The organism is Frankia sp. CeRuru1, assembly GCF_977966315.1.
Window position 1 is genome coordinate 1 of sequence record NZ_CDWWEW010000280.1, and the last position, 6,840, is coordinate 6,840.

Annotated in this window: 5 protein-coding genes; 2 read left to right on the forward strand and 3 right to left on the reverse strand. The window is 72.3% G+C overall.

Annotated features, from left to right (window positions below; genetic code table 11):
- Positions 1-167: 167 nt before the first annotated feature.
- Positions 168-839: a hypothetical protein gene (locus AC08OP_RS17850; RefSeq protein WP_476615234.1), complete on the reverse strand. Its 672-nt coding sequence runs from the start codon at positions 837-839 to the stop codon at positions 168-170.
- Between the two features lie 99 nt (positions 840-938).
- Between AC08OP_RS17850 and coaE the strand changes: the two genes are divergently transcribed.
- The gene (gene coaE, locus AC08OP_RS17855; protein WP_476615235.1) at positions 939-1,589 is read left to right on the forward strand and encodes a dephospho-CoA kinase; all 651 of its coding nucleotides are present in this window, start codon (positions 939-941) and stop codon (positions 1,587-1,589) included.
- A gap of 25 nt (positions 1,590-1,614) precedes the next feature.
- Here the strand turns inward: coaE and uvrB are convergent, their stop codons facing one another.
- Positions 1,615-3,744: an excinuclease ABC subunit UvrB gene (gene uvrB / locus AC08OP_RS17860; RefSeq protein ID WP_476599171.1), complete on the reverse strand. Its 2,130-nt coding sequence runs from the start codon at positions 3,742-3,744 to the stop codon at positions 1,615-1,617.
- A 95-nt stretch (positions 3,745-3,839) separates the two neighbouring features.
- Positions 3,840-5,342 (reverse strand): PucR family transcriptional regulator, encoded by a 1,503-nt coding sequence (locus AC08OP_RS17865; protein ID WP_476615236.1) that lies wholly within the window; start codon positions 5,340-5,342, stop codon positions 3,840-3,842.
- A 237-nt stretch (positions 5,343-5,579) separates the two neighbouring features.
- Between AC08OP_RS17865 and AC08OP_RS17870 the strand changes: the two genes are divergently transcribed.
- Positions 5,580-6,840 (forward strand): peptidase M50 (locus tag AC08OP_RS17870; protein ID WP_476615237.1); only part of this gene is annotated, 1,261 nt, incomplete at its 3' end.

The following is a 6,840-nucleotide window of genomic DNA, read 5'->3' on the forward strand; positions in this document are numbered from 1 at the left end:
GCATTGTCGACTCCGTAGCGTGAGGTGATCGCCGGGTGGATTCCCGCGGACGTCGACGGCCGCGGATGACCCCGGAGTCACCGACCTTGCTACCTGCGACGCAGGATGTCCAGAGAGTGCCAGTCCACCGCCTTCTTCTGGTTAGCCGGAAACGTTCCGTTACCGCCTTAGCCGCGATGCCGGCCGGACGAGGGGCCGGGCGATGAGCCGGGCGGGGAATCGGATGCAGCGCGGAGCCGACCCCGACGGCGCAGGACCGTCCGCGCCCCCAGCTGGATGATCGCCAACGTGAGGCTGCCGAGGATCAGGAAGGTCATGTTCTCGTCGAGCCAGGTGACAACGCCGTGCGTCCATGGCGTCACGGCACGCGCCGCCGTCAGGTAGAGGGCCGAGGACAGCAGGGAGCCGGGAACCAGGAAGCGCAGGAACCGGCGCAGCGGGACGTCGCCGGCGCCGAGCGCCGCGTCCACCGCCGCGTTGGTGTTCAGCAGGCAGAACCACAGCAGCGGGCGCTGGGTGCCGCGGCGGGACAGCGCCGCCACGACGCGGCCGGTGCTGAGGCGCCGTAGGAGCACCGAGCGGATGTTGTTGCGGGCCAGACCGAAGTAGCCGACGTCGATCAGCCCGCGGAAGAACGCGGCGATCAGCAGGGCGGGGACGAACGGCACCGTGCCGCCGACCAGCAGCAGGATCGCCCACGTGGGTCGCAGCGCGACGAGCAGCAATGGTGCCGAATCGGCGAGCGCCGGTGCCAGGGCGAGGCCGAGGGCACCGAGACCGAGCAGCGTGCCGGTGAGCAGGACCGGCCAGAGCCGATGCGCGACCGGGGCAGCCTCCATCCGCACAGTCTGCCAAGTACGCGAGCTGCCAAGTACGCGAGGGCGCAGACGGGCGGACCGGTCGGGTGGCTGGCTCCGGGAGCTGGCAGACTCGGCGATGTGTTCACAGTAGGTCTGACGGGTGGCATTGGTTCGGGCAAGAGCGCGGTGTCGGCGCGCCTCGCGGCCCGGGGCGCCCTGCTGATCGACGCCGACCAGGTCGCCCGGGACGTGGTGGCGCCCGGCACCCCGGGGCTCGCCGCGGTCCTGGCGGAGTTCGGCACCGAACTGGCGAACGCGGACGGTGGCTTGGACCGCGAGGCGCTCGGCCGGATCGTGTTCGCCGATCCCGCCGCCCGCGGCCGGCTCGAAGCGATCGTCCATCCGTTGATCCGCGAGGAGACGGCGCGGCGCATGGGGGAGGTGCCACCGAGCGGGATCGCCGTGCACGACATCCCGCTGCTCGTCGAGGTGCACGCCGAGGGGGCCTACGACGTGGTGCTGGTCGTCGAGGCGCCGCGGGAGCTGCGGCTGCACCGCCTCGAGGCCCGCGGCCTGCCCCGCGACCAGGCGCTGGCGCGGATGGCGAACCAGGCCACGGACTCCCAGCGCCGGGCCGTCGCCGACATCGTGGTGGACAACGGTGGGAGCCTGGACGACCTCGACGCCCGCATCGAGGAGGTCTGGCAGGACCTGCTGGCCCGCCGCGACGCCAAGGCCGCAGCCAAGACTGGGACCGTCGCCACGGATACCGTCGCCCCAGCCGGCTGATCGTGGCAGGCCGGCGCTCACGGCATCACTGCACGCCGGCGGCGCCCATGCCACGCAGCTCCTTCTTCAGCTCGGCGATCTCGTCGCGCAGCCGGGCGGCCAGCTCGAACTGCAGCTCCTTCGCCGCCTCGTGCATCTGGTCGTCGAGCTGGCGGATGAGCTGCGCGAGTTCGTGGGAGGGCAGGCCGGCGAGTTCGGCGGCGTACCGGCCGGCGGCACCCTCCCTGCCGGCGCGCGACTTCATCCCCGGAACCGGGGCCTTGCCGCGGGACTGCGACCGGCCGCCGCCGATCAGCTCGCCGTCGGCCGACTCGCGAACCATGTCGTCGAGGATGTCGACGACCTTCTTACGCAGGGGCTGGGGGTCCAGCCCGCGCTCGGTGTTGTAGGCGATCTGCTTCTCGCGCCGCCGGTTCGTCTCGTCGATGGCGCGGCGCATCGACGGGGTGATCGCATCCGCGTACATGTGGACCTGCCCGGACACGTTACGGGCGGCCCGGCCGATCGTCTGGATCAGTGACTTGTCCGAGCGCAGGAAGCCCTCCTTGTCGGCGTCGAGGATGCTCACCAGCGACACCTCGGGCAGGTCGAGACCCTCGCGGAGCAGGTTGATCCCGACGAGCACGTCGAACTCGCCGCGGCGCAGTTCGGTGAGCAGCTCCACCCGGCGCAGGGTGTCCACCTCGCTGTGCAGGTACCGCACCCGGATGCCGAGCTCGAGCAGGTAGTCGGTGAGGTCCTCGGCCATCTTCTTGGTCAGCGTGGTGACCAGGACCCGTTCGTCCCGCTCGGCGCGCAGCCGGATCTCGTGGACGAGATCGTCGATCTGCCCCTTCGTCGGCTTGAGCACGACCTCGGGGTCGAGCAGGCCGGTAGGCCGGATGATCTGCTCGACGACGCCGACGGACCGGCCCAGCTCGTAGGGGCCCGGGGTCGCCGACAGGTAGACCGTCTGGCCGATGCGACCGAGGAACTCCTCCCACCGCAGCGGGCGGTTGTCCATGGCGCTGGGCAGCCGGAACCCGTGCTCGACGAGGTTGCGCTTGCGGGACATGTCGCCCTCGTACATCCCGCCGATCTGCGGGACGGTGTTGTGCGACTCGTCGATCACCAGCAGGAAGTCGTCGGGGAAGTAGTCGAGCAGGGTGTGCGGCGGGCTCCCGGCCTCGCGGCCGTCGATGTGCCGGGAGTAGTTCTCGATGCCCGAGCAGAACCCGACCTGGCGCATCATCTCGATGTCGTAGGTGGTGCGCATCCGCAGCCGCTGCGCCTCCAGCAGCCTGCCCTGCCGCTCCATGGTGGCCAGCCGCTCGGCGAGCTCCGCCTCGATGCCGGCGATCGCCCGCTCCATCCGCTCCGGCCCGGCGACGTAGTGCGTGGCCGGGAAGACGTAGATCTCCTCCGCCTCGCGGACGACCTCCCCGGTCAGTGGATGCAGGTAGGTGAGCCGCTCGATCTCGTCGCCGAACATCTCGGCTCGGACGGCGAGCTCCTCGTAGACCGGGAAGATCTCCACCGTGTCCCCCCGGACCCGGAACGTCCCGCGGGTGAAGGCGAGGTCGTTGCGGGTGTACTGCACGTCGACGAAGCGGCGCAGCAGCAGGTCTCGCTCGATCTCGTCACCGACCCTCAGCCGCACCATCCGGTCGATGTACTCCTGAGGCGTGCCGAGTCCGTAGATACAGCTGACGCTCGCGACCACGACGACGTCCCGGCGGGTGAGCAGGCTCATCGTCGCCGAGTGCCGCAGCCGCTCCACCTCCTCGTTGATCGAGGAATCCTTCTCGATGTAGGTGTCCGTCTGCGCGATGTACGCCTCGGGCTGGTAGTAGTCGTAGTACGAGACGAAGTACTCGACGGCGTTGTGCGGCAGCAGCTCCCGGAACTCGTTGGCGAGCTGCGCGGCGAGCGTCTTGTTCGGAGCCATCACCAACGTCGGCCGCTGCAGGCGCTCGACCAGCCACGCGGTGGTCGCGGACTTCCCAGTGCCAGTGGCGCCGAGGAGAACGACGTCGGACTCGCCGGCCCCGACCCGCCGGGCCAGCTCGTCGATGGCGGCGGGCTGGTCGCCCGACGGGGAGAAGTCGGACACGACCTGGAACGGCGCCCGCGTCCGCTCGATGTCGATGGTGGGCCGTTCGAACGTTGTGCTCACGGCTCCTAGCACACCACAGGCCTCCGACGGTTTCCGCCCGGTCCCCCGCGCGCCCCCCGGGACCGCGGGACCAGCCGCTGTCAGCCGGGGCGCGGTCAGTCGGCCGAGGGATCCCAGCCGATCAGCCGTGCCCCGAGCACGGCGGTCTGCAGGACGTAACGGTCGGTAGGCGAGGCCGGGTCGTGCCTGGTCAGGGCGTGGATACGGTCCAGCCGGTAGGTCAGGGCACGCACGGACAGGTGCAGCCGCCGCGCCGCCGCGAGCGCCACCCCGCCGGTGGTGAAGTAGGCGTCGAGGGTGTCGATCAGCGGACCGGCGCCGCCCCGCGCCGTGCGCAGCGGCGAGAGCACCGCGTCCACCAGTTCGGCCAGGGCCTCCCGGTCACGCAGCAGGACCTTGTAGATGAGCAGGTCGTCGGCGTGGACGACGTGCCCGTCGAGCCCGAGCCGCCCGGCGATGTCGACGGCGCCGCGGGCCTCCTCGAACCCGATGCGGACCCCGGCGACCCCGCTGCGCCCCCGGCTGACCCCCAGCCGCCAGACCAGCCCGGGCTCGGCCTGCAGCCGCCGGGCCAGCGCCGTCACCGCCGTCATCGTCGTCACCGCCGTGGCCGCCGTGGCCGCCGTGGCCGTGCCCTCCGCCAGCGCGAACGCCGGCAGCGGGGAGAATCCCGCGTCGCCGGTCTTCGGCAGGTCCGGGCGGCGGCGCCCACGCGGCCCGGCTCCCGGCGCCGGCCGGCCGGCCGGGGAGGTGAGGTTCGCGGCGGCACCGGCCGGGAACCGGGTCAGGTCGTTCTCCTCGGGCATGAGGCAGACGAGCAGACCGTTCCTGGTGGCGACCAGCGGGTCGGTCGGACAGTGCTCCCGCAGTGTCGCCTCCGCCGACCGGGTCAGGCCGCGGCCGTCGAGGAACCGGCGGTTGCCCGCGACGACGACGACCACGTGCGGCGCCTCCAGGCGCAGGCCGAACGTACCGGCCCGTTCCAGTAGTTGCCCCACCTCCGACGTGCCGGTCAGCAGGTCGTCGACGAGCTCGCGGCGCAGCGCCTCCTCGAAGCGGGCCCGGGCGGTGCGGGCGGCCTCGTAGCCCTCGCAAACGGCGGCGACCACGTCGTCGCTGGCCCGCAGCACCGCCGAGGCCGCCGCCCGGGTCCTCGAGACGGCGCCGACGGCCTCGGCCATGGAGCGCGGGGCATCCGTGGGCTGACCGGGCTGTGCCGGGCCGCTCGAAGCCCGGCCGAGCTCGCGGGCCGCCCGGTCGGCTGCCCGGACGGCCGGCAGCGACGGCCAGATCCGCCAGGTTGCAGAGAGGTAGAGGTCGACGAGGGCACGCAGCGCGGCGCCGGACTCCGCCGCCGTCCGGCCGAGCGCACGGAACGTATCCAGCTCCGCCGCGGACAGCCGCCGTCCGCTGTCCGCGGCGGAGGCTAGGACGTCGAGATAGTCCCCGAGCAGGCCGGCGTGCAGCCGGGCGTCGGCGGCGGCCAGCACGGCCGCCCGGGGGAGCCGGGTGAGGCTTGTCCCGGGCAGTCCCGCCGGGGCGTCGTTGTCGACCGCGGTGATCTCAGCCGGCCGGGCTACTTCCTCTACTTTCTCCACCTGCCGCTCTCCTCCCTCTCCACCCGCCGGTCTCCTCCCTCGATGATGCCGAACTTCGATGATGCCGAACTTCGATGTTGCCGAACCTCGGCAACGAGATCGTAGGCAAAGTCGCAGACTCCCTGCGGTGTCTGCCGGGACGTTGAAGGGCAGGCTAGGCGTTGAGCATGTGTGACACCTGGTCGTGACCGCGGCCAGGTGAAGGGTGAAAGAACTCATTAGGAGCTCTGAGCGGACATGACCACCCATGACGCCACCCGACGGGGACATCTCCCGCCGATCACGGTGCGTCCGGGATTGGCTATCTCGGTGGCGATCGTCACCATCCTCCTCTCCGCGATCACGCTGCCGGCCACCGTGCCCGGCCGGCCCGGATTCGCCTACCTGTCCGGCGGCCTGATCGGGGCGGGCCTGCTCGTGGGCGTCCTGCTGGCCGCCGATCTGATGCGGGCCCGGTCGGCCCGCCGGTCGGGGGTGACCGCTCTCGGCATCACCCTCGGCGCCTTCGGAAGCCGGCTGGTCCTGGCCGGCGCACCCGACCGCTCCGCGAGCGTGGTGGCTGCCCCGCGCCCGGCACCCCCCCACCCGGCATCCCGCGGCATCGATCTCGCGCCGCCGCCCGTGGCGGCCCTCGATCCCGCGCCGGGGATGGGCACCCAGGTCGGTACCCAGGTCGGTACCCAGGTCGAGGCGCGGATCGCGCGGGCCGGCCTGCTCGTCACCGCCGCCGCCGGGGCCCTGCTCGTCGTGCTCGGCGCCCTGGCACCCGCCGGCACCTGGGAACTGGCCGGGGAGGTGGCCCTGTGGGTGGGTACCTTCGCGCTGCTGGTGACCCTCGTCGACGTCCTCCCCTCCCCGCGCAGCTCCGGCGGCCGGTTGATTGCCGCCCGGGTGGAGCGCCGCACCGGCAGTCGTGCGCGCGCCGAGCAGGCCGCGGCCCGCGCCGGCGTGATCACTGGCTGGTCGCTGATCGCCGTCGGGGTGGTCGGGTCGTTCCTGGTTGGGCTCGTCGCGCTGTGGGCCGTCCTGCTGGGTTGGTTGGCGCTGGGCACCTCCCGGTTCGCCCAGGCGCAGCAGCGGGCCTACGTCGCGCTGGAGGGTCTGACCGTCCGGGACGTGATGAGCCCGCCGCCGCCGCCGTTGTCCGCCTGGACGACCGTCGCGAGCGCGCTGGACGAGGTCGTCCTGCCCTCGCGGAGGGCGGTGTTCGGGGTCGAGGACTTCGACGGATCCCTCGCCGGGGTGGTGCTGTTGCGTGACCTCGCCGCCGTGCCGATGGACGATCGAGGTCTCGCCCGGATCAACCGGGTCATGATTCCGCTGGAGATGGTTGCCACCGCCCGTCCGGACGAGCAGCTGACGGGCGTCACCGGCCGACTTCTGGAGCGGCCGGCCGCGGGCTGCGTCGTCGTCCTCGACGCCGCCCCGGATGACGGTCGCCTCCGCTTGATCGGAACGGTGGGCCCGGTGGAGCTGAACCAGGCGGTGGAGACCGCCC

Excerpts from the sequence above, each read along its gene's own strand:
- AC08OP_RS17850 (WP_476615234.1), bottom strand. The coding sequence starts at position 839 with ATGGAGGCTGCCCCGGTCGCGCATCGGCTCTGGCCGGTCCTGCTCACC.